Source organism: Paenibacillus sp. JGP012 (assembly GCF_014203995.1).
In the GTDB taxonomy this organism is placed as follows: domain Bacteria; phylum Bacillota; class Bacilli; order Paenibacillales; family Paenibacillaceae; genus Paenibacillus; species Paenibacillus silvae.
In genome coordinates, this window is record NZ_JACHKG010000051.1 from 1 (window position 1) to 22,222 (window position 22,222).

20 protein-coding genes are annotated in these 22,222 nt (G+C 48.8%); 7 read left to right on the forward strand and 13 right to left on the reverse strand.

Annotated elements, in window-relative coordinates; genetic code table 11:
• Window positions 1-148: 148 nt before the first annotated feature.
• The 7 genes from chrA to HNR77_RS29095 all read right to left on the reverse strand — a co-directional run bounded on the left by chrA (window position 149) and on the right by HNR77_RS29095 (window position 6,304).
• The gene (chrA, locus tag HNR77_RS29065) at window positions 149-694 is read right to left on the reverse strand and encodes a chromate efflux transporter ChrA (protein ID WP_184191424.1); all 546 of its coding nucleotides are present in this window, start codon (window positions 692-694) and stop codon (window positions 149-151) included.
• A 1-nt stretch (window position 695) separates the two neighbouring features.
• The gene (chrB, locus tag HNR77_RS29070; protein ID WP_184191426.1) at window positions 696-1,283 is read right to left on the reverse strand and encodes a chromate efflux transporter ChrB; all 588 of its coding nucleotides are present in this window, start codon (window positions 1,281-1,283) and stop codon (window positions 696-698) included.
• A gap of 12 nt (window positions 1,284-1,295) precedes the next feature.
• On the reverse strand, window positions 1,296-1,790 hold the full coding sequence (gene chrS / locus HNR77_RS29075; protein ID WP_184191428.1) for a chromate efflux transcriptional regulator ChrS: 495 nt from the start codon (window positions 1,788-1,790) through the stop codon (window positions 1,296-1,298).
• A 476-nt stretch (window positions 1,791-2,266) separates the two neighbouring features.
• On the reverse strand, window positions 2,267-3,382 hold the full coding sequence (locus HNR77_RS29080) for a PAS domain-containing sensor histidine kinase (RefSeq protein WP_184191430.1): 1,116 nt from the start codon (window positions 3,380-3,382) through the stop codon (window positions 2,267-2,269).
• Window positions 3,375-4,025 (reverse strand): response regulator, encoded by a 651-nt coding sequence (locus HNR77_RS29085; protein ID WP_184191431.1) that lies wholly within the window; start codon window positions 4,023-4,025, stop codon window positions 3,375-3,377. Before HNR77_RS29085 ends, HNR77_RS29080 begins: the two co-directional genes overlap by 8 nt.
• A gap of 238 nt (window positions 4,026-4,263) precedes the next feature.
• Window positions 4,264-4,689: a GAF domain-containing protein gene (locus HNR77_RS29090; RefSeq protein ID WP_184191433.1), complete on the reverse strand. Its 426-nt coding sequence runs from the start codon at window positions 4,687-4,689 to the stop codon at window positions 4,264-4,266.
• A gap of 778 nt (window positions 4,690-5,467) precedes the next feature.
• Window positions 5,468-6,304, reverse strand: a complete 837-nt coding sequence (locus tag HNR77_RS29095) for a hypothetical protein (RefSeq protein ID WP_184191435.1) — start codon at window positions 6,302-6,304, stop codon at window positions 5,468-5,470.
• A gap of 319 nt (window positions 6,305-6,623) precedes the next feature.
• On the opposite strand from HNR77_RS29095, the gene HNR77_RS29100 reads away from it, so the two are divergent.
• The gene (locus tag HNR77_RS29100; RefSeq protein ID WP_111272969.1) at window positions 6,624-7,400 is read left to right on the forward strand and encodes a Crp/Fnr family transcriptional regulator; all 777 of its coding nucleotides are present in this window, start codon (window positions 6,624-6,626) and stop codon (window positions 7,398-7,400) included.
• Window positions 7,401-8,901: 1,501 nt separating this feature from the next.
• Here HNR77_RS29100 and HNR77_RS29105 read toward each other — a convergent pair.
• Window positions 8,902-9,429 (reverse strand): GNAT family N-acetyltransferase, encoded by a 528-nt coding sequence (locus tag HNR77_RS29105; RefSeq protein WP_184191437.1) that lies wholly within the window; start codon window positions 9,427-9,429, stop codon window positions 8,902-8,904.
• A 180-nt stretch (window positions 9,430-9,609) separates the two neighbouring features.
• Window positions 9,610-9,765: a hypothetical protein gene (locus HNR77_RS29110; RefSeq protein ID WP_184191439.1), complete on the reverse strand. Its 156-nt coding sequence runs from the start codon at window positions 9,763-9,765 to the stop codon at window positions 9,610-9,612.
• Window positions 9,766-10,402: 637 nt separating this feature from the next.
• On the opposite strand from HNR77_RS29110, the gene HNR77_RS29115 reads away from it, so the two are divergent.
• The 3 genes from HNR77_RS29115 to HNR77_RS29125 all read left to right on the forward strand — a co-directional run bounded on the left by HNR77_RS29115 (window position 10,403) and on the right by HNR77_RS29125 (window position 14,355).
• The gene (locus tag HNR77_RS29115) at window positions 10,403-11,968 is read left to right on the forward strand and encodes a DUF6359 domain-containing protein (RefSeq protein ID WP_184191441.1); all 1,566 of its coding nucleotides are present in this window, start codon (window positions 10,403-10,405) and stop codon (window positions 11,966-11,968) included.
• Window positions 11,969-12,358: 390 nt separating this feature from the next.
• Entirely contained in the window at window positions 12,359-12,994 is a 636-nt protein-coding gene (gene cdaS, locus HNR77_RS29120) for a sporulation-specific diadenylate cyclase CdaS (RefSeq protein ID WP_184191442.1), read from the forward strand.
• Window positions 12,995-13,248: 254 nt separating this feature from the next.
• Window positions 13,249-14,355 carry a Leu/Phe/Val dehydrogenase gene (locus HNR77_RS29125; protein WP_184191444.1) on the forward strand — a complete coding sequence of 369 codons (1,107 nt, stop codon included), beginning with the start codon at window positions 13,249-13,251 and terminating at the stop codon, window positions 14,353-14,355.
• Between the two features lie 147 nt (window positions 14,356-14,502).
• Here HNR77_RS29125 and HNR77_RS29130 read toward each other — a convergent pair whose 3' ends face one another.
• Both HNR77_RS29130 and HNR77_RS29135 read right to left on the reverse strand, forming a co-directional pair.
• Entirely contained in the window at window positions 14,503-15,861 is a 1,359-nt protein-coding gene (locus HNR77_RS29130; protein WP_184191446.1) for an MFS transporter, read from the reverse strand.
• Between the two features lie 83 nt (window positions 15,862-15,944).
• Entirely contained in the window at window positions 15,945-17,186 is a 1,242-nt protein-coding gene (locus tag HNR77_RS29135) for an ATP-grasp domain-containing protein (protein WP_184191447.1), read from the reverse strand.
• A 205-nt stretch (window positions 17,187-17,391) separates the two neighbouring features.
• Here HNR77_RS29135 and HNR77_RS29140 point away from each other — a divergent pair, with 205 nt between their 5' ends.
• Together HNR77_RS29140 and HNR77_RS29145 are read left to right on the forward strand one after the other, a co-directional pair.
• Window positions 17,392-17,955: a type 2 periplasmic-binding domain-containing protein gene (locus HNR77_RS29140; RefSeq protein WP_184191449.1), complete on the forward strand. Its 564-nt coding sequence runs from the start codon at window positions 17,392-17,394 to the stop codon at window positions 17,953-17,955.
• A complete protein-coding gene (locus HNR77_RS29145) occupies window positions 17,952-18,362 on the forward strand; it encodes a DUF2000 family protein (RefSeq protein ID WP_184191451.1) in 411 nt (136 codons plus the stop codon). Before HNR77_RS29140 ends, HNR77_RS29145 begins: the two co-directional genes overlap by 4 nt.
• 215 nt (window positions 18,363-18,577) lie before the next feature.
• On the opposite strand, the gene HNR77_RS29150 is transcribed toward HNR77_RS29145, so the two are convergent.
• The gene (locus HNR77_RS29150; protein WP_184191453.1) at window positions 18,578-19,798 is read right to left on the reverse strand and encodes an MFS transporter; all 1,221 of its coding nucleotides are present in this window, start codon (window positions 19,796-19,798) and stop codon (window positions 18,578-18,580) included.
• Window positions 19,799-20,128: 330 nt separating this feature from the next.
• On the opposite strand from HNR77_RS29150, the gene HNR77_RS29155 reads away from it, so the two are divergent.
• Entirely contained in the window at window positions 20,129-20,710 is a 582-nt protein-coding gene (locus HNR77_RS29155) for a TetR/AcrR family transcriptional regulator (protein WP_184191455.1), read from the forward strand.
• A 122-nt stretch (window positions 20,711-20,832) separates the two neighbouring features.
• Here HNR77_RS29155 and HNR77_RS29160 read toward each other — a convergent pair whose 3' ends face one another.
• A complete protein-coding gene (locus HNR77_RS29160) occupies window positions 20,833-21,957 on the reverse strand; it encodes an LLM class flavin-dependent oxidoreductase (protein ID WP_184191456.1) in 1,125 nt (374 codons plus the stop codon).
• Between the last annotated feature and the right edge of the window lie 265 nt (window positions 21,958-22,222).

Below are 22,222 nucleotides of genomic sequence, written 5' to 3' on the forward strand. Positions count from 1 at the left end.
GCACGCAAGCGGTTGAACCGCCGTATACCGAACGGTACGTACGGTGGTGTGAGAGGTCGGCTACTCAACTAATGGGTAGCCTCCTACTCGATTGATGCTGATGCATGTGACCTGTCTTTTTCAGATTAAATGAAGTGATATATCCCTGTTACATCGTATGCGAAAGCACCAATGCACCATAGGCAAAAGCAATAAGAATAAGGATCGCAGGGTGCAGCTTGGTTTTGGTCATGACCCAAAGCGAGATGCCTGCAATAATCAGTGTTTGCCAGATCCCAATGGAGTCTGTAGATACTTGGCCGAATTCCCAAGTGAGCAGAATCATAAGCACGGCAATGACGGGCTGTACAAGCAATGTCATGCCTTTGACTTTAGGCGAGGTGCGATGTTTGTTTAATAAATGCAATAATAAAATAAGTGCAGCTGCCGACGGTACAATCGTAGCAAAGCTGGCGATGAAGGCACCGAACCAGCCTGCGACATGGTATCCGACAAATGCAGCGATTTTGGTCGCAATCGGACCGGGAAGTGCATTGCCGATCGCCAGAACGTCCCCGAACTGTTCCGTGGTCATCCAGTGGTAGTGATTCACAATCTCTTCCTGCATCAACGGAATGGAAGCGGGGCCACCGCCATATCCCAGAATGTTCGCTACGAAAAATCCCCAAAATAGTTCCCACCACGTCTGAAGCATCCTACGATACCTCCTTGTCAGAGTTACCTTTGGATTTCACACGCTGAACGAGACCGAAATGGAAGAAGCCATAGACCAGGAAAGCTGTAATGACCAATCCAGGGTGTACATTCAGCAGCTGCAGCGCGGAGAAGGCAATTACGCCGAAGGCAATAGCAAACCATTTGCCAAGCCCTTTCCAGGCTTTCATTGCAAATTCATAGGCCATCATGCCGAGCATCACAAAAATAACAGGTCGGACCGCGGCGACCATACCCGCTACAATTTTGGATTCGCGCAGCGCGTACATCGAACCCAGCAGCGCAATAATCGCAATGCTTGTCGGCAAAATGTGTGCAAGTACGGCTACAATAGCGCCCATCACACCTTTGGTTTTATATCCAAGATAAGCAGCCATCTTGGTAGCAATGGGGCCCGGCAGTGCGTTGGCAATCGCCAGAATCTCGCCGAATTCATCATCGCTGACCCATTCATAACGGGTAACGGCTTCATAACGGATGAGCGGAATAACTGAAGGGCCGCCGCCATATCCAAGAATTCCGGTTCGCATCATGCCTGCCACGAGACCGTTGTACTCTTTCCAACTCATGCTGATTTCCTCCTAGAGTCTCATGCCCATTCGGCTTTTGTACCGTTTCAAGAGCAGCTGTGATTCAACTTTGACGATGCCGGGCATCTGATAGAGCTTCTCCAGCAGGAACTGCTCCATCTCTTCCATATCTGCAAAAATACCGTGCATATGCAGGGTGCTTGGGCCTGTCATATGATAGAGGCTGGTGACGGCCGGCTCTTCATCCAGCATCTCCGCAACCTCATCCAGAAAGCGCGGCTCTACATCCACATTAAAGAAGGCAGACACCTGAAGCCCGACTTTGCCAGGATTGATGACAACAGTGAAGCGTTCAATGATGCCTTTTTCCGACAATGCATTGATACGTGCCTGAACGGCGACGCGGGATAGACCGATCTGTGTACCGAGGTCGGTGTAGGAGATTCGGCTGTTCTGATGCAGGGCGGCGATGATTTTACGATCCATCTCGTCCAGATTATACATCTGCGGAATCTCTCCGCCTTTGGAGGAACGTCGTTGTGACATATTTATGGAACCACCTTTTATATTTTCCTTTATGCAATAGCATTGCAGCATTCATAGTTTAATGACGAAACGTAATCGCAGTCAACCAATTTTATTGAAATTGTTGAAGATGCACGATAGTTCCCCTTCATTTTGTCGTGAATGTGCTTGTTACTCAGACTATATAGGTTGAACTAAAGAATTTACACATTCCACTCCGATGACAGAACAACCTGGAGAGTAGCTGTTATCCCCGGATTTTTTCGATTCCCCTTTCTAAAGGGAAAATCCGGTGATAAAGGCGAAGCTTATGCTTCCGATGTAGCTTTCTTTCAGAAAGCTTTTAGCTCCGCTTTTTCAGGTTTTTTCAAATTATATAGTATAGCAGGACGACAAAGAGAGACGATGGTTAACCACCGTCTCTCTTCGTGCAATCTATAGGTTGAAATGCATCAAATGCATCATTTGTCTTGCTGAACATTTTCAGCGTAAAGCTCTTATGCACGTGCAGTCTTGGGCAGCAGCAGCGTCACCGTGGTTCCTTCGCCGGCTTCTGACGATACACGCAGCGTTCCTCCTGCTCCTCGCGCACGCTCCTCCATACTGAATAATCCAACCCCGTGCCCGGCATTATTTTTGTTAAATCCGGCACCTTGATCTTCAATAATGACGAGAGTAAGGTCTTCTGTATCCTCGACTGTGACACGTGCTTCCGATACATCAGCGTATTTGGCTATGTTCGTTAACGCCTCCTGAATAATACGGTAGATGGCAATCTCCTTGTTCATGTCCAGACGTTTGCGCAAGCTGCATTCAAGCTCAACCTCAATACCGTAATGACGGGTATAGTTCTCAATATAGGTTCGAATAGCAGGAACAACGCCCAGATCATCGAGCACAGATGGTCGCAGCTCCCAAGCCATGCCGCGCACATCCTCCATAATGCGGGTGACCTGCTGTCTTAATGCCTCCACCCCTGGATTGGCCTGATCGGCCAGCAGGCGGTCCATCTGAATGACAAGGGAGAACAGGCTTTGCCCGATCCCGTCGTGAAGCTCCCGCGAGATGCGGCGGCGCTCTTCTTCCTGAATGTTCATGACCTGAGACATCATCTGCTGCAGCTCGGCCTCGACCTGCTTTAGCTTGGTGACCTCACTGCGCACAGCCAAGTATTGATAAGGCTCGCCATCATTATCAATGAAAGGCACAATCGTCGTGTTCACCCAGTAGAAGCTGCCATCTCTCGCCTTGTTTCGAATCTCGCCATGCCAGACCTTGCCTGAAGAGATGGTATCCCATAGCGTCTTCATGAAGGTTTTGCCATGATACCCCGAGTTAATAATGCGATGGTCCTGACCAATCAGTTCCTCGCGGGTATACTGTGAAATCTCGCAAAATTTATCATTCACATACTGGATTTTACCTTTACGGTCGGTCAGCGCGACGATGGAGGACTCATCCAGTGCGAATTTCAGATCACTCAGCTGATGCAGGGAACCTTTTAATTTACTGCGAAACTCATTATCAGAGATGTGCTCGTCAATTTCGCCAAGCAGCAGCCGCACCGGTTGGTCAGCCAGTCCGCTGAGTCTGTTTTTGCGCGGTTTATTCAAAGTTTAACAGCCCCTTTTTCATCGCAAACTTCACGAGCTCTGGTCTTGTGCGCAGGCCAAGCTTTTCCATCAGATTGCTTTTGTGGGATTCAACGGTTTTGACACTAATCACCAGATGTTCGGCAATTTCCTTGTTGGCATACCCTTTGGCAATCCAGGCCAAAATTTCTTTCTCCCGATCTGAAAGGGTGTCGTACGGCCCGGTATTTTCCTGTTTGGCTTTGTCCAGATATTCACTCATCAAACGTTTGGTTGCACTCGGGTACAGGTAGGCACTTCCGTCTGCTACGGAACGAATGGCAGCGAGCAATTCTTCGTGGGGCGCACTCTTGAGAATGTATCCCGAAGCTCCTGCATGAATTGCACGGAACAGATACTCCTCATCATCATGCATCGTTAGAATCAAAATGGCGATATCCGGCATTAATTTTTTTAACTCGGCTGTCGCGGTCAAGCCATCCTTGCCAGGTGGCATGCTGAAATCCATCAGGACAACATCCGGGTTTAGCTGCTGTGCTTTGGCAATGGCTTCGTCACCATCCGCAGCGTCTCCAACAATATGTATATCGTTCTTGCCTTCAAGCAGGGCAATCAGCCCGGAGCGTACCACGACATGGTCATCTACAACTAATAGTCGAATCACAAATGTTTCCCCCTGTCCGCTTCCTTCATCTACATCTATCATACCAAAAAAAAGAGACGCTTCAGAGGTTAATCTCCGAAAAGTCTCCATGTGATGTGTAATACAGGTCATGTCATCGAGTAATAAAGGTCTTGTCATGGTGTAATACGGTTCATGTAATGTTGATATACAGGTAACAATCGAGGGCCTGACCTGAGCCGTGGTTTCTACGATGGGCAGGCAGCTTATATGTTAGAGTTCACACGTACTGCTCCATTTGTCTGGCGGCCTGCTCTGTCTGCATAACCATCTCGGGGGAAAAGGTACATGGCGTTCTGCTTCCAACAAGCAGTACACCGCTGGGCAGGAGGCCTTCCCGGAACAGAGGCACGGCTATAGCACATACCAGTCGTTCAGCAAGCATAAGCGGGCACCGATCCGGGGTGAATTCACCACGGGACTGCTCATCCAGCATCACCGTACGCCCGGTTCTGAGCGCCGTGCCTACCAGATCTTGTCCAGGGCGCATAGCCATACGTTTCACACGTTCATTGGTTGCCCCGAACGTATATTTCCAGCGCAGCATGGACCCCGACACGCAGGCCATTCCGCAAAAATCACCGGCGGTGTTCTGACACAGGCCGCTCATCATCTCCTGAACGGCAGATGAGACTTCATCATGCATGAGGGACACTTCCTTTTTCGGGTCAAATTGACGGTCTTTACGTCACTCATCTTTTTCAAGTGTATTATGATGTTCGTTCATCGTTCTGACTACATATAAGTAACCTTATATCAAGGCTCGTTTGATCGAAGAAAAGCATACAATCAGGTTATTACGATGTTAGTTCTATTGTAGTCGGTTTCGTTAACCTTGTAATTCAGGGAAAACCCCTATTTACGTTCTGGAAAATGCTGAACCTGGGCTTTGTATGACTCCGGGTGAGGTGAGGATGAAGGATAAACGTGGAGAAAAGGTTTGAAACTCAAAAAAAGCCGGCATCATCAGCCAGCTGTTTCAATAAGAGAGTGCGTCCAGATATGTCAGAGTGTCTCATGACCTTCTGCTCGAGTATTAGCAAATTAGCAATGTGTCAAAGTTCGCCTCACCAGATGCTCCACATGTAGACCAATCGTGACCATCTGCGGCTAACGAATCGAGGAGAGCTTATTTGGTGGTTTTTAGCACATGTGAAATTGTAACGATTCTGAGAAACGCTATTTCCCCGATTTCCCTCAAAAAGGTGGCTGTATCAGGTTTTTTTAGTGAAATAGCGTCGCTGGAAATCGTTAGAATTCTAAACTGCTGAAATATCGCTAAATAAGTGTTCTGGGAATCGTTAAAATTTCGACTGCTGCTTCAGTGACTTTATGGCGGACGGTCATTACTATACGAGCCCCCAGTCGCACCGCGAGCATACCCGTAATCCAACGTTTCCTTTCTACTATAGAAGGAACTCCCTCTATACCGTAAAGGTGTCCAATAGAGCAGGCCATATCGAGAAGGCTTCACGACAAGCCGGACATGTCGTTGTGCCAGCCAAATAAGGAAGATGTGCCGCCAGCGTCTGATCTCCGATCCGAGACGTTTGTTCAGCTAATGCTTTTGTTTCTGGATCATCCTCCAGTGATGATGCGGGAGTGATGGCATAAGGCTGCTGCTCGGGGTTAAATACAGGATCATGTTCGTAAGCCTGAAGGGGTGCGGTCTGATCTTCCTGTGGCCATATATATACATCCTCTCCACAGGCCGGACACACTGTGACATATTCCTCGCCTTCAATAAACGTTAATAGCATATTCGCTACATTACAGGATTGGCGAAATGCTGCATCCGCAATGAGGAGGTAACGTTTCTCTATGTCATCTGCGGATGACTGAGAAGCATAGTCCAGAACCTCAACTGTCAGCGATTTGATCTGATCAATGGCCTTCATATAATCATTATACATCTGGGTACAGCTGGCGCTGCCCACCACATCAGCCAGTTCCCCCCACGATTCGGGAAATGGGTTCTGGTGCTGCTCATCACGGCTTGCTTCGATGATGCCGCAGTGGATAAATAGGTTTGTGCGCACCTCGATATCTGTGACTGAGCTGGCGAGCTGTGCAAGAAACGGCATTACAGCGTAGGTTGCTGTATAGATTGAGTTTTGATGAAATAAAAATTCCTGAAACAGCTTGTCAAAAACCTCCTGGCTGTATTCCTGCTCTAGCTGCTGCAACAGCTTAGGTACGTTTTCTGCGGAGCCATAAGGGCCTGACAGCTTGCCCCAAACATCACTATCCCATGTTAACACATGATTTCCTCCATTCTGAGAGTATACAAGCCTAGGATGATTGCTCAAGATATACAAGCGTTTACATGTATGCTATCACCGTACCCCAAGATTGACAATTACAGATTGGAATCAGCTGATTGGCGGTTACAGGGTGGAGGTTTGGAGGTGGATGCTTATATGAAGGTAGCGTGCGTTTTGCCGATATGGGAGAGTTGTGACTTTTCTCACAGCGAATTCGGGGAGTTTCCCGGCAAAGATCAGGTAATCCCCCGATAACCTTTTGCAGTCTTTCACGGTATGATGGAATCATAAGGAATCACCGAGGGGGACGAAAATAATGGGTACAGTATTTGTGGAAAGAGCAACCCGGAAGGCAGAACAGACACATGCGGAGGCGGACAAAATGACTCAAAAAACAGGCGGCATCCTGTCGTTCGTTACACCGGAGCAATGGAATATGATTGAAGAGAAAATGCAGCCTAAACGGGTGAAATCGGGATACAGTCTCTTTCTGGAAGGCGATGAAGCCGGATATTTGTACTACATTCGTTCGGGACGGGTGAAGCTGACCAAATCGACGGAGGATGGGAAAGAGATCATTCTGTCGATTCAGCAAAGCGGTGATCTGATTGGTGAGTTTGGCGGAATAGGTGGACTGAATCACAGCTATAGTGCGGAGATGGCGGAAAAAGGAGAGCTGGCCATTATCTCGCTGACGGACCTTGAGAGTGTGCTGAGTAAAAACGGAGAGCTGGCGCTTAAATTTCTACAATGGATGGCGCTCGCACAGCGCATTACACAGTCGAGATTCCGCGACCTGCTGCTGTATGGCAAAGCAGGGGCACTTGCTTCGACCCTCATTCGTGCCAGCAACACATATGGCAAAATTACGCCAGATGGCATCGTGCTGGAGATGAAGCTGAACCACACAGAGCTGGCTGAGATGATCGGAGCAACTCGGGAGAGTGTTACACGTATGCTGGGTGCCTGGAAGGAGCAGGGGACTCTGGATATGCTGGACGGCAAATTAATGATTCGGGACATGGCTGCGCTCCGCTGCATGTGCGGATGTCCTTCGTTCCCAAGCTGCCCGAAAGAGCTGTGCCGACTGTAGTGGGAAGCCTAAGCTAGAGCGAAGCTTAAGTTAGATAAGTCGAGGGTAGCAAGTAACGTGAAGAAAACGGCAGTAGAGAGAATGTAAGATGAGCGGATAGAATGAGCGTCAGATGGGTGGATAGAGCGGATAGATGAGTAGAGAGAATGCGGATGGATAAATAGAGAGACGGCAGGATAGATAGAAAGAATACAGGTCGATAGAAAAAATGCGGGTTGATCGAAAGAACTCAGGCAGGATGGATATAGAGAGTGCGGATAGACAAAAGAGTACTGCGGGTCGATAAAAAGAATGCAAAGGCTCGGCACAGAGAGAACGTGGGGCACTAAAGAGAAGTAAGATGGATAGCGTCCAGAATTCTGTTCAGATTGAGTAGATGACTCAGAACCCATGCACCGCAGGAGAGCGAAGGGGAGAAACCGGAGCGGAATGGTAAAGGATGAGGCAGCTTGCGCTGTGTTGTCCTTTTTTCTGTATGCTCGGGTATGATCTAACGTTTCAGAACACAACAGCCCCGTAACTTGGATGTATAGCAGCTTAAAATGTGTCGAAACTCGATGCCCTAAAATTTAATTCCTCTAAACTCAGGGAGCGAGAACTCGATTGAATCACAACTAAAATTTCAGGCATTTCAGGTAACTCCATCTTGCCGAAGCTCGACTGTCTCGAAACCCCAATGGAGCGAGAACTCCAATGGTGTGAAAACTTCAATGGTGCGAAAACTCCAATAGTGTGTGACTCCAACCTTTCAGCAACTCGAGAATACCAACTGTACAAGCTCCATGTCGCACCGCGAGCATACCAGTAATCCAATGTGTCAAAGTTGCCCTCACCAGATGCTCCACATGTAGACCAATCGTGATCGTCAGCGGCTAACGAATCGAGGAGAGCTTATTTGGTGATTTTTAGCGCATGTGAAAATGTAACGATTCTGAGAAACGCTATTTCCCCGATTTCCCTCAAAAAGGTGGCTGTATCAGGGTTTTTTAGTGAAATAGCGTCGCTGGGAATCGTTAGAATTCTAAACTGCTGAAATATCGCTAAATAAGGCTTCTGGGAATCGTTAGAATTTCGACTGCTGCTCCAGTAACTTGATGGCGGACTGTCATTACTGTATGAGCCCCACATTATCACCACACCGAGGGCCCATCGCAGTAATCACGATACATCGAGCCGCGTCCCGTTGAAAAGCCAGTTACTGTACGGGCTCCACGTCGCATCAGCCGAGGGCCCATCTCAGTCATCACAATACATCGAGCCGCGTCCCGTTGAAAAGCCAGTTACTGTACGGGCTCCACGTCGCATCAGCCGAGGGCCCATCTCAGTCATCACAATACATCAAGCCGCGTCCCGTTGAAAAAGCCGGTTACTGTACGCACGTTGCACCTGCCGCGAGCTCATCGCAGTAATCACGATACATCGAGCCACACGCCAACAGCATACCTGGTGCACAGGCTGCATAGCGCTCACTCAGGTAGCATCAGTTCACACTGCGTTAAGGTTATTCCAGCTCCCGATCCAGCATGGAGTAGAGTACAGAGTTATGGTACGAGCCTTTGTAGAACCAGTGCTCGCGGAGCACACCTTCACGCTGCATGCCAAGGCGCTGCATTACCCGCTCGGATGCAGGATTCTCCGGGCGGCACTTGGCATAGATTCGATGCACGCCAAGCTGCCTGAAGCCAAAATGAAGCAGTGCGCTGCAAGCTTCAGTCACATAGCCTTTCCCCTGATAGGCGGGGTGTAAGACATAGCCAATCTCTGCATTGCTTTGTTCCACAAGGTGCAGCCCTGCACCACCGATGAGCAGGCCTTCTTTTTTCAAAACAATCGCCAGTTCATATGCTTCCCTCGGCTCGGCCTGCTGCATGCGAATTACGTCCTGGACGTAGGCTTGTGTATCCTCTTCGGTATTTGGTCCCCACGCGGTATGCGCTGTCACTTCGGGCATAGACGTGTACGTATGTATGGATTGCCAGTCACTTTCTACAATTTCACGGATGAGCAGTCTCTCCGTTTCCAGCTGCATTTTTACACGCTCCTTTGGCTCAATATTGGTCCTTTGTCTTAACCTTCACTATTTTATCGCACCCGATCCACGCAAAAAAGCCCACAATTGAATTCAAAGAGCGAATTCCTCATGGGCATTCCAGATTAAGGTTAAGCCTTATATTGGAGCGCGCTCACCAATCCCTGCGCAGCTGTATGTTTATTGTGGTTGTTTGCACGTTGCTGCAGGATATGTGTAGGAAAGCTTGCGAATGATCTCCTTTTGCCATCTGGTATCACCCAGATTGGTTGCCAGGTTCAGAAGATCCAAATAATCGTCGAGCTGCAGATTAGTCTTTTGCAGAGTTGTGTTCATTCGATGTTCGTTCCCCTTTATCTATAAAGTCGTAAGCATGATCGCCGTCATTAGAACTGACAATGTAACGATAAACAAGCTCAATAATGATAATCATTATCACATATGTATTGTTTATTATGCATCGAACGTTGGTAAAATGCAATGCCTAACTGCCTCGGAACTCAATTTTTTTCGTTAAAAAGCTCATCCACAGCACGTATGGAATATAAACACAGTATAGTCAGTATCGACGAAGGAGAGCGGACTCAAACTTTTTTCATAAAATTTACATAAACAAAGAGGAATTCATCATGTGAAGCATTAAATTAAAAAGGGACAAGCCCAGGCTTGATCCAACGTATGCCGGAACGTAACAGGTCGATGAAGCACCACGTCAACAAACGGACGCTAAGTCCAACTAGGGCGTGTCTGAAAACGCTGAAGAAAGCAGATTTTGCCGAATTTTCGTTCCAAGCAAGGAAGTTTCCCGCAGGCGTGCCGGGGCACGTCAAGGGAAAGTGACGTAGCAGGGGGCGAAAAGGGGGGAAAAGATGCACTTCAGAGGTTTCAAGACACGCCCTAATCGTCGAGTCAAATTGAAACACATCACATCAATGTACAGGCATCAAATGATACGGAGGAGGAGAATGGGTATATGAAAAAGGCATTTAGGCAGCATTGGATGGGGGCATTTCTGGTTTTTATCCTTATGGCAGCAACGTTACTGGCTCCGGGTATTCAGGCTCCGGTTCAGGCGGCAGCACCACTTACTGTATCACAGGCCATTGCTGCTCAGAGCGGCGGAGGCACGGCAACCGTGGAAGGTTATGTGGTGGGACATGCAACCGGGTCACTTACAGCCAAATTCACCTCTCCGTATGCCAATGATTTTAATGTGCTGATTGCGGATTCCGCTTCCGAGCGCTCGAACGCCAAGCTGCTGGATGTGCAGGTATCCTCTTCGTTCCGCGCGCAATACGGACTGGGCTCGAACCCGAGTCTGGTAGGCAAAAAAATTATCGTGACCGGAACACTTGGCGCTTACAACAGCTATGCCGGGGTCAAAAACCCAACATCCATCACCTTGTCTTCAGGAACAACGAACCCTGATCCAGAGCCGAACCCGGGCACTACCCTGCCGGATGGCACAGGCAAAAAAGTGCTGTTTGATAACACTCACGCCCAAACCGCAGGTGCAGCGGACTGGATTATTGATGGGGCCTTTTCAGACTTTGCCAATGGTTTGCGAAACGCAGGCTTTACCGTGGATCAGCTGGAACGCAGCATCCCGTATACATTTGGTGAGCAAGCATACACCTATAATAAATTGAAAGACTATGACGTGTTTGTCATTGGCGAAGCCAACGTGCCATTCAAAGCGACAGAGCAGGCTGCGCTTCTGCAATATGTGCAGAACGGCGGAAGTATTTTCTTCATCTCGGATCACTACAACGCCGACCGCAACAAAAACCGCTGGGATTCCTCTGAAGTGTTCAACGGCTATCGCCGCGGGGCCTACCAGAATCCAGCAAAAGGCATGTCCTCTGCCGAGGCCGAATCACCAGCCATGCAGGGTGTGGTCAGCTCGGACTGGCTCGGGACAAACTTTGGAGTCCGTTTCCGCTATAACGCTTTGGGAGATGTCAATGCAACGGATATCGTAGCACCATCCCAATCTTTTGGCATTACGACAGGTGCACAAGCTGTAGCTATGCACGCGGGATCGACAATTGCAATTATGGACCCGAACAAGGCAAAAGGATTAGTTTACGTGCCAAGCGGTGTGTCCAAATGGAATAACGCCGTGGATCAAGGAGTATATAATGGCGGCGGACGAGCAGAAGGGGCTTATGCGGCGATTGCCAAGGTAGGTGCAGGCAAAGCAGCATTTATTGGTGATTCCTCACCCGTGGAGGACGCATCGCCAAAGTATTTGCGTGAAGAGACAGGAGCGGCCAAGACAACCTATGATGGTTTCAAAGAAGTGAATGATGCAACCTTCCTTGTAAACACCGTGAAATGGCTGGCAGTTAAAGAAAGCTATACAAGTCTGTCCCAGGTATCAGGATTGACACTGGATACAGCGACAAGCTTGCTCTCCATGGAGACACCGGCAAACTCCACCGAACCGCAGCTTGAGCCATGGGCCGCTCCGGCTGCAGGGTACAAGTGGTATGATCCAACGACATTTAAAGCAGGTTCGTATGGCAAAGCGCAATAAAAAAGTGAGCTCGATGAATCCAGTTGCAAACAAATTGCAATAGCATGTACAAGCAAGCTGTTGTAGTCCAGATTAAATTCGAATAAGGTGCTTTTTTTTAGAAAAGTGTTGCCAGGAAGCCGGGGGGAAGTCGTCCGGTTTTTTGGCTTTTTTCATCACATTTTCGAGGAGCGGAAAGCATTATAACTATGATTATAGTTTTAATTGCTGGGTTATCTCGGATTCTCTTTTTCCTGTGGACGTCGCGCCGTAGCTCTGCATAAATTCTTGCTTTTGCGGGGAAGGTATGGATACTAATCATGGAATCCGAGAGTACGGGTATAAGCTCATCCGAGTGTGGTGGAGTGCTGGTAGCAGACAAAGTACATCAGAAGAGGGAGGCGGCACAAGATGAATCAGCTTACAGGGCGAGCAGACTGTGACAGTTCCGTGATGCGGCAGAAGCTCAAGGCAGACCTGCATCGTGTAGCAGAACGAATGAATCTGACGTTATCCCGTTTTGACAATGACAGTGTCTGTTTGCTGGCACAGTTCGCAGAGATCCGGGCCGAGATCAAGCACATTGAAGTGCTGGCTTCTTCATTTTATCTCGATTGTTATCTGTCTCCGTTTACCGAGAAATTTGCCGAGCTGACATCCAGTGTGCAGCATCTGTCAGACCGCAAATATGGAGCGCTTATTGTCATTGAACGGGAGGTTCCACTGGACACGATGATTCATTCGGGTGTAGTAGTGGATGCCAAAGTAACTCATGCCTTGCTGGAGTCGCTCTTTATTCCGGGCGCGCCATTGCATGACGGGGCCGTGCTCATTCGAGGCAATCAGATCGTATCGGCTGGCAATGTGCTGCCTGTATCCCAGGCTGACGCGCATGAACGAAAGCTGGGTACAAGGCACCGGGCAGCGCTCGGATTAACCGAGCTGACGGACGCGGTGGTGCTGGTGGTGTCGGAGGAAACAGGACAGGCTTCTTTTGCGGTGGATGGGGCGTTACATCCCATTAATGTGGTCGAAACATTGCCTTAACCTGTGGTTGGGCTAAATTTGCCAGAGTTGGGTTGAGCGCAGCCCAGCGAGGATATCATCAAATGCTGGGAGGAGGTTCAGGCCGGTCACGGAGTGACAGGAGGGGCCTCTTTTTGCTATGGTGAGTTTCATTGAAACGAACATAGTAATGACCATTTTGCACAAACTGGGTAGATATGGGTACAATAGAGAGTGGAGCGTTCATAGGAAGTTCGCGATTTATCGCAAAATGGTTTAGAGGAGACGGTTAACACATGAGCTGGTTTGAAGCAATGGAGCAATACGATTATGAGGAAATGGTACTCTGCCAGGATCGGAATTCAGGCTTGAAGGCCATTATTGCCATACACGATACAACCCTTGGACCTGCGCTGGGGGGTACACGGATGTGGAAATACGCTTCGGAGGAAGCAGCCATTGAAGATGCACTGCGCCTTGCTCGGGGCATGACATATAAAAATGCAGTATCCGGCCTGAATCTGGGCGGCGGCAAGACAGTAATCATCGGAGATCCGCGTAAGGACAAAAATGAAGCGATGTTTCGCGCCTTTGGCCGATATATTCAAGGCTTGAATGGTCGTTACATCACCGCCGAGGATGTGGGTACGACAGAAGAGGATATGAATCTGATCTACCAGGAGACCGATTATGTGACAGGCATCTCATCGAGCTATGGTTCATCTGGCAACCCATCCCCGGCTACCGCCTATGGTGTGTATCGCGGTATCAAGGCAGCTGCCAAGGAAGCATTTGGCACCGACATGCTGGAGGGCAAAACGATTGCCGTGCAAGGTGTGGGCAATGTAGCGATGCATCTGTGTAAATATCTGCATGAGGAAGTTGCGCAGCTGATCGTCACGGATATTCATCAGGAGTCGGTGAAGCTGGCAGTGGAACGTTTTGGCGCCAAGGCAGTTGATCCGGCAGACATTACAAGTGTGGAATGTGATATCTATGCACCATGTGCGCTCGGCGGCACGATTAACGATGCTACGCTCAAGACACTCAAGGCCAAAGTTGTGGCGGGCTGTGCGAACAATCAACTGCTTGAGCCGCGGCATGGGGATGAATTGTATCAGAGAGGTATTGTATATGCACCGGATTATGTCATTAATGCTGGTGGTGTGATCAACATTGCCGATGAATTGAACGGATATCACGCGGAGCGAGCTTGGGCGAAGATCGGTGAGATTTACAACACGCTGGAGAAAATATTCGAAAGCTCCCGTACCGAGGGCATCGCGACCTACATTGCTGCGGATCGGCTAGCGGAGCAGCGGATCGAGATGATGAAGAACACGCGCAGCACTTTTGTACAAAACGGTCATCACGCACTTAGTGCACGCAGACTGCGCAAATAGGGGTTTGATTCAACCAGGCATCAAGGGACACTCCTGACGGCTTGGATAAGCGAAAGAGACACCCGAAAAACGAACCTTTTTCGGGTGTCTTTCGTGTATACGAAATCTAGCGTTAGCAGGCAGCTTTTACTTACTGCGGCTCGAAATTCAGACACTTTTCGAGAATTCAGGTGATTGCATTCCACGTTTGTTCGCAGCGTTTTTATCCATATACCAGAGAAGCACCATACATAGCGCATAGAACAGGCTGATGCCCAGAATAATGATCCATACACTCTCCATATCGAGACTTCGTATGAAAAGGCCCGTCAGATAGGGGCTAAGCGTGTAACCCAGACAACCTACGAATAAGAGAAATCCGTTAAATCTCCCCTGGTGGGTGTCAGGTACACGTGAAGCGATATACAGATTGATATTGGTCTGCACCAGAATCTCCCCAATCGTCCACAGCACCGTAGATACCACGACGATCGCGAAATGTGGCCAATCCCCTAGCAGATAGAGCGCACCAAAGCCGATCCCATAGAAGAGAGCGCCCGCTGCGATAGAGTTCAGAGCGGTAATGCTGCGCGTAGCGGACAGCACCAGCGTGGTGAGAAGGATAACACTGATTGCGTTGATGGTCATCACAGAGCCGTAATAAGCTGCGCCATGCTCGCCAAAGGTTTGATTCATCTGCAGCGGCAGGCTGAACGAATACTGCATGTAGATAAAGTAGTTAAGAAATGACACCACGATAAAAAATACAATGAGCGGATTCTTCAGCAACATCGGGAAGAGTCGCGACGGTGAGGGGTTGGACCCTTGTGGCTGTCGGGATGGAGAGCCGCTTTGTTTATGTTTTTGCTGTCGGGGCTGCTGTTTCCTCTGTGGTTGCTCAGTATGTGTATGATGTACAGGTTCCCCGGTTAACGTCTGCGCTGCCGGGTCACCCGCAGCAACATGAACCTTTTTCCAAATCATGAAGGTAGAGATCAGAAATACGGTGCCAATGCTCAGAAAGACGATATGCACGTAATCTTTAATAAAAAAACCGGCAATAAGTGGCCCAAGCGCAATCCCCAGATTGGCTCCCAGGTACATCAGGGAGAAGGCGGATTTTCGCTGCTTCTCTTCCGGGCACAGCTGAATAATTAAAGCGTTATATGCAGGACGTGTAATACTGATGAAAAACATCACGGCAATCAGAAGATAACCGATGGTTATCGTGCCTGAGTAGAAGGAGCAGCTAATGATCATGAGGGCCGAGAGTACTTGCCCGGAGATAATAATCGTTTTTTTGCCCATCAGATCACTTAAATACCCGCCAAGCAGTACACCGGGGCCGCTGATCAAAGCTGCCATGGATACAAAGATGCCCGCACTGACCACACTCATACCCATCTGCAGCGTAAGCACCAAGGTAATGAGAGAGAAAATAAAATCTCCCATGCTGTTAATGGTTCGTGCCAGGCAGAGATAATAGATATCGCGGCTGAGTCCCGCGTATGTTTTGAATAAAGACAATCGTTTCATTCCTCCCCAAGAATCCCCCAATTCCTAGTAATAAACCACCATGTCAGGTCGATATACGCATCTGCTCTGTTAACTTATACGTTTTCGGGAACGGCAACCTCAATGACGAATCGATCATACATATCCACCAGCGTCTGACGTAATTCCTCGAACGAATCTCCCTCGACAATGGCGAACCCCGAGCGAGTCATCGTATCGTTGACATCTCCTGCGTGCTGTCCCACTTCATAGGACACTTGAAAGTCAATGATGCCTGGCACATCCTGATAATCGTCTCTACCGGAGATATGCTGAATGATCCCTGCGCGTGAGGGGAAGCAGATCATACCCGTAAATTTGTTGCTGGTTTCCTGCTGGGTGAAGGTATATGTGCCAAGCTCCAGATCCGTAACCGCTTCAAACAGATCTACACCGTGGGTATTCTTGATACAAGGCGGCATGACATGCGAACCCCCGATTCTTGCTCCGATCTCTCCGAATACCACTTCTCCATCCGGTGTAACGAACAGCTCGGCATGGGTTACAGATTGATTGATGCCTAGCGCGGCAATGACTTGTCTATTGACGTCCTGGATACGGAGGATCACATCGGTTTCTGCACCTTTGGGGAATGCAATGCTAGCTGGAGGCTTCTGCTGCGTCGCAATGTCCAGACAGTTGTAGAGGTACTGGGAAACGGAAGCAAAAACCACTTCTCCCCGGCACACAATGGAGTCACAATGGAATTCTGTCCCCTGAATGAACTCCTCCAGCAGATCCCGCTGCTGCTCTTTTCTTGTATGCTGCAGGTAATGTAACAATTCTTCCATGCTGGATAGCTTGAACGTATTAATGCTTCCGTATCCGCTGAGCGGCTTTACAATGATGGGGAACCCATACGCAGCGGAGAAACGAAGATAGTCCTGTTGCTGGAGCGCAATGGCTGTTCTGGACGTACGAATTCCGCGCTGATGCAGCATTTGCTTCATAATCCATTTGTTGCGAACCGCCTCGGCCTGATTGCGCTGCATGCCCGGAATGCCGAACTCGGAACGGAGTTGTCCGCCAATCTCAATGGCATTCTCACCCGGCGTTAACAAAGCAACGATGGAGTGCGATTGCAGGATTTGCAGGATATGCTCCCGGATAGCGCCCACGGATTCGAGATAATCCACGTATCTAATTTCGTCAAAATAAGGTTCAAGCCGCTCGGGATGGCGTAATTGATGCCGTTCAATAATAAGAATTTTATGGCAGTCTGTAAACTTGGTTAAGGGTTTCACGAAGTTTAAACCAAATGGAAGCCTGAAATCAGATATGTATACGATCGTTTTCATAAGTCCTCCCCAGATTGAAGTCGAAAACAAAAAAATGGATTTCATAACATTATAGCTCATTATTTTCCATATACAATACATTTTTTGTAAAAATATATGCACAAGAATACATATTTTTGTTACGTTAAAGTGTTAATTGACAGCAGGAATTTTTTGGTATAATATCGTACCGAATTGGAAAATGGATGGGAGGAAATAGAATAAAATGGAGATAACCAGAGAGAAATATGCCATACTGGGCACATTGGGTGACGATGAAGGATTTCTGACCTGCAGCATGCATATTGCGAAAAAAATGGATAATTCTGATATGATTAAACCATACCCCGAGTTCGAAGCAGCTGCAGAAGACCTGAAGTCAGGTGAGATTTCCTGTCTGCTGGTCCCTGGAGCGTATCCCAAGCTGAACAGCTTCATTATGGATTCGGATCTGGTGGTGTCCGAGAGCTTTGTAGAGAAAATTCCTGCTTTGGTGCTGTCGGGCTTTCATGCCATATGTCCAGAGCAGATTGATACCATTTTTCATCATCCGGCGACTACATACTTATTATCTGAGCTTGATATCAACTATAGAGAGAACATCCCGGTATCATCGAACCCTGAGGCATGCAGGAAGGTGATGCTGAATATAGAAACCTCCATTGCGCTCACGAACCAGCTCTGTGCAGATCATTATGGACTGGTGACGTACAAAGTGCTGCGTGAAGGAATTCAAATGCCATGGGTATGTTTTACGAAAAAACCACAGAGGGTGAATGCACTCGTATGAAGAGAATCGCAATTATTTTGGAAAAAAATCTGGAGCAGGGAGCCGCAGCAAACGTGGCGGCCCTGCTCATGGGACAAGCTGCCCTGAATGAACCGGGGTTATATTCAGATCAGCCTGTCCTGGATCAGAGCGGTGTTCAGCACGCAGGTATTCGATACAGCACCGTGATTCTGAAGGCGGGAGAGAATCAACTGATCAATCTGGTCAAAGCCTGTTCTGAGGATAACGACAGTGTGAGACATCTTGTTTTTACACAGACGGGGCAATCCCTCAATAATGCCTTCGAGCAATATGCGAGTGAGATCGCAGCAGTGGCATTGGAGGCCACTAAGGTTGTTGGCGTCATTGTGTGGGGAGAAGATGAGCTGGTTCGGGCAAAGACCAAGAAATTCAGTGTGATGAAATAAAGAAGTTCCGGGGATACGCTTCAAAGTGTGGTACAACAGACAGGATGTTGAGGTTGACTGGAACGGAACAGAGCAGAACAGAATCAGAACAGATCAGTGCGGCTTGACCGTGCGGGGTACAAATATAGCGAGAAGGGCAGAAGCTATCCTATGGATAGGCCTCTGCCCTTGCTTTGTATAAGGGGAATTTTGTAGATGAATGCTCTGTATATAGGTTATGTGCTGCTGACAGTCGTTATCTTGGTCTCCGTGAAGTAGTATAGCAGAGCGAGCAGCGGCATGAGCAGACCAATCAGCGCCGTGAGGCTCCAGCCGCCATGTGCATAAGACCAGCTTCCGAGTGAAGAGCCGATGGCACCTCCAATGAAGAAGATGGACATGAACAGACCATTCACCCGGCCCCTTGCTTCGTTAGCCAGGGAATAGATCACCCGCTGACCGAGCACCAGATTGCCCGAAACAGCCATATCCAGGGTGATAGCGACGACGACCAGCAGAATTAATGAAGCTGTGGAATGGCTCTGGAACAGATAGGCTAGACCAAAGGAAGCTATAGCAATAACCATAGCGGCTCCAGTGAGCACCCGGGTGAAACCGCGGTCTGCCCATCTTCCGGCAATCGGAGCGGCAATGGCACCGCCCACCCCAGCCAGAGCAAACCAGGCAATGCCCTGCTGAGACAGTCCAAAATCACTCGCGAGCCGGAGAGGTACTGTTGTCCAGAACAGGCTGAATGCACCGAACAAGCTGGCCTGATAGAATGCCCGTCGCCGCAGCATCGGCAGGGTACGAAGCAGTGTGCCAAGAGAAATCATCAACTGTCCATAGGTCAGGTTTGGTTCAGGTCGCCGGGCTGGAAGTGCACGTGACAGAAGCAGCATAAGCAGGGCGATCACCACGGCCGAGAAAGCAAACACCGCCTGCCAGCCCATAGCACTGGTGATAAAGCTGGCGACAGGGCGTGCGAGCATAATGCCGAGCAGCAGTCCGCTCATGACATTGCCGACCACCTGCCCACGCTGTTCTTCGGAAGTCAGGTACGTGGCATAGGGTACGAGAATCTGTGCCACAACGGAACCGACGCCAATGAGCAGTGACGCCATCAGGAAGAGGAAAGCACTGGTGGAGAAGGTGGCGGTGATCAGCGCTAGTACAAGGACAATAAGAAACAGTACCATTAAACGGCGATTTTCGATAATGTCGCTGAGCGGTACGATGAACAGCAGACCAATGACATATCCGATTTGTGTCAGCGTGACGATTAATCCGGCTGCGGCAGAAGAGAGACCTGTGGTGCTGCTGATCGGCCCGAGAACCGTCTGAGCATAATACAGGTTGGCTACAATCAAACCGCAGGAAGCGGCGAGCAGGAAAATAATCCAGGCAGGCACGGTAGCCTGAGTCTGGCGTGCACCTTGTTTCTGTTTCGTGTTCATAAGATCGACCTCCAATAAAAGTTTATGATGATTCAGTTGACATTTGTATCGCGAATTACGGATGGGATGAAATAATGAACGTTCCGTTTACTAATTACACCTAAATAATATACGATACGTTTAGTATTGTAAATAGGCAGTTACAAAACAAGTTGAATTCACAAAATATAATGACATTACTGGTAGCCTGGAAATGTATATTAGCGCTGCATTTTAGTATAATGAACGTATCGTTTTGTTAATTTAATTCTGAAGTTATTCTGTCATTGAAGTGGTTGTGTAAATACTTTAGTTGAGCTTACATAGATGATGACAATGGAGGGGTCTGCAATGACTGCAAAAAGAGGACGTCCCCGCAACATGGAAACCCAGAATGCTATTCTTGCGGCGGCCTATGAACTGCTGCTTGAGGATGGGTTCGCTGCGGTGACAATCGAGAAGATTGCCGAACGTGCACAGGTAAGCAAAGCAACGATCTACAAATGGTGGCCAAGCAAAGGCGCTGTTATGCTGGACGGGTATATGTCGGCGTTAACGGCCAGGTTGCCTGTGCCGGATACGGGTGCAGTATATGAGGATGTGCGTGCTCATGCAGGGAACCTGGTTCAATTTTTGACAAGTGCCGAAGGGAAAGTCATTACACAGATTATCGGAGAGGGGCAGTCTGATCCCACCCTTGCGGAAGAATACCGAAGCAGATATATTCAGCCGCGCCGCCGTGAAGCATGGGGCATTCTGGAGAAAGGTGTGGCACGTGGCGAGTTGAAGCAGGGACTGGATATTGGACTGTATATCGACATGATCTATGGGCCAGTGTTCTACCGGATGCTGGTCACGGGTGAGCCGATGGATGATACGTTTGTGGAGCTGCTGCTAGGCGCGGTATTCAAAGGCATTGGGTCTGAGGTATAGCAAAAATTGCAGCAGCATGTAATAAGTAAAGGAAGAAAAGAAGAGGAAAAGGAAAAGGAAGAGGGCAATACGGAGGGATTCCGAATTACCCGGGAAGCGGTATGTGTGGCAGGGCGAAGGTATTATACCTGAAAGATCGGGGAGATGGCAGAGGGCCATGTGTCAGTTGGTTTGGGGACGAAGGAACCTTCGTGCTCGGTCAACTGGGGAGGATCATTCCACACTGAACTTGGCAGTTCGCGTCGTAATACAGGGGCCACTTCTGTGGCAAAACGTTCTACTTGCTCCAGCTGCTCGCTATGCGTGAGTCCGTCAACGCTTATACTTAGCACCTGGTGCCCGTAAGCGGCATGATAATCCAGAATCTTCGAGATCACCTGCTCCGGGCTGCCGATCAAAACCGGGCCGCGGGCGATGTTGTCCTCCAGATCCGTAAAAGGAGACTGGTTATGCTGTGCCGCCGCGGTGGCATGAAATGCTTCATAATACGGCTTGTAGCGGCGAATAGCTTCTTCGCCCGTGCTCGCAAGATAGAGGCTGCCAGCACCAGAACCAATCACAGCTTGTTGTGCATCATGACCATAATAAGTGAGGCGCTCGCGGTAGTGGTCGATCAAAGCTTTGTATTTGGCCTGAGGGTGGAAGGAATTCGAGGTAAAGAGCGGCTCACCATATTTGGCAGCCAGTTCTGTAGATAGTGTGCTCGACGCACTGCCATGCCAGATCGGAATGATCTTCTGAAGGGGTCTCGGCCACGTGGTCACTCCATCAAGTGCAGGACGATATGTGCCTTCCCAGGTGACATTTTCTTCCGACCACAGCCGCTTCAGCAGATGATAGCGTTCATCCAGAGAGTCCCACTGCTGCTCTTCACGGATGCCAAACAGCGGATAATGACGCGGGTCATTGCCTTTGCCGATAATCAGCTCCAGCCGTCCACCCGATAACTGATCCAGCGTAGCGTAATCCTCGGCAACCCGAACCGGATCAAGGATGCTGAGAACCGTAACCGTGGTCAGCAGACGAATCCGTGAGGTGGCCGCAGCAATCGCTGTTAACACAACGGGCGGCGATGAAGACAGAAAAGGTGCGCCGTGTCGCTCACCAATTCCGTAGGCGTCGAATCCCAGTCGCTCAGCGAGCTGAGCTTGCTGCAGGATGTTATGGAACTTCTGCTGAGTTGTCAGCACTTCCCCTGTGACGGCGTTAGGCAGATTCATCATGAGGCTAAACAAGGCAAATTTCATTGAATGTACTCCCTTGCTTGTATAAAAGTGTCTGTCCGTGTTGTATAATCCTATGGAAATAGTAGGATATTGAAGTTGGAATAACTGTATCATGTTCCTGCGCATTCTTCTAATGGATTTTTTCTATAAGCAATTGGGGACTAAGCCAAACTGGAAATGGAGAAGGATCTTTTTCTGGGAGAAAATTGTAAAATAATTGCCACGATTTTTATTGACCACTGTAAAATTTAGGATTAAAATTGGTGTAATCATATAAATTCAAATT

Coding starts and splice junctions, on each gene's coding strand:
- chrA (WP_184191424.1), bottom strand. CDS start 694: ATGCTTCAGACGTGGTGGGAACTATTTTGGGGATTTTTCGTAGCGAAC.
- chrB (WP_184191426.1), bottom strand. CDS start 1,283: ATGAGTTGGAAAGAGTACAACGGTCTCGTGGCAGGCATGATGCGAACC.
- chrS (WP_184191428.1), bottom strand. CDS start 1,790: ATGTCACAACGACGTTCCTCCAAAGGCGGAGAGATTCCGCAGATGTAT.
- HNR77_RS29090 (WP_184191433.1), bottom strand. CDS start 4,689: ATGCATGATGAAGTCTCATCTGCCGTTCAGGAGATGATGAGCGGCCTG.
- HNR77_RS29100 (WP_111272969.1), top strand. CDS start 6,624: ATGGGTACAGTATTTGTGGAAAGAGCAACCCGGAAGGCAGAACAGACA.
- HNR77_RS29105 (WP_184191437.1), bottom strand. CDS start 9,429: ATGCAGCTGGAAACGGAGAGACTGCTCATCCGTGAAATTGTAGAAAGT.
- HNR77_RS29110 (WP_184191439.1), bottom strand. CDS start 9,765: ATGAACACAACTCTGCAAAAGACTAATCTGCAGCTCGACGATTATTTG.
- HNR77_RS29115 (WP_184191441.1), top strand. CDS start 10,403: ATGAAAAAGGCATTTAGGCAGCATTGGATGGGGGCATTTCTGGTTTTT.
- cdaS (WP_184191442.1), top strand. CDS start 12,359: ATGAATCAGCTTACAGGGCGAGCAGACTGTGACAGTTCCGTGATGCGG.
- HNR77_RS29125 (WP_184191444.1), top strand. CDS start 13,249: ATGAGCTGGTTTGAAGCAATGGAGCAATACGATTATGAGGAAATGGTA.
- HNR77_RS29135 (WP_184191447.1), bottom strand. CDS start 17,186: ATGAAAACGATCGTATACATATCTGATTTCAGGCTTCCATTTGGTTTA.
- HNR77_RS29140 (WP_184191449.1), top strand. CDS start 17,392: ATGGAGATAACCAGAGAGAAATATGCCATACTGGGCACATTGGGTGAC.
- HNR77_RS29145 (WP_184191451.1), top strand. CDS start 17,952: ATGAAGAGAATCGCAATTATTTTGGAAAAAAATCTGGAGCAGGGAGCC.
- HNR77_RS29150 (WP_184191453.1), bottom strand. CDS start 19,798: ATGAACACGAAACAGAAACAAGGTGCACGCCAGACTCAGGCTACCGTG.
- HNR77_RS29155 (WP_184191455.1), top strand. CDS start 20,129: ATGACTGCAAAAAGAGGACGTCCCCGCAACATGGAAACCCAGAATGCT.
- HNR77_RS29160 (WP_184191456.1), bottom strand. CDS start 21,957: ATGAAATTTGCCTTGTTTAGCCTCATGATGAATCTGCCTAACGCCGTC.